Genomic DNA, 209 nt, shown 5'->3' with positions numbered 1-209 from the left:
CCATTTCGCTCGCCACTACTTTGGGAATCTCGGTTGATTTATTTTCCTGCAGCTACTTAGATGTTTCAGTTCGCCGCGTTCGCTTTGCATACCTATGTATTCAGTATGCAATGACCTAAAAGGCCGGGTTTCCCCATTCGGAAATCCTCGGATCAAAGCTTGTTTGTCAGCTCCCCGAGGCTTATCGCAGACTTCTACGTCCTTCATCG

General features: G+C 47.8%; 1 rRNA gene. It reads right to left on the bottom strand.

The features are described from left to right. A 23S ribosomal RNA gene (locus AC6H42_RS10830) occupies positions 1-209 on the bottom strand; the annotation flags it as partial.

The organism is Massilia sp. NBRC 108631, assembly GCF_059704565.1.
The sequence above is the reverse complement of the archived record's forward strand: the minus strand, read 5'-3'. Positions and strand labels throughout refer to the sequence as shown.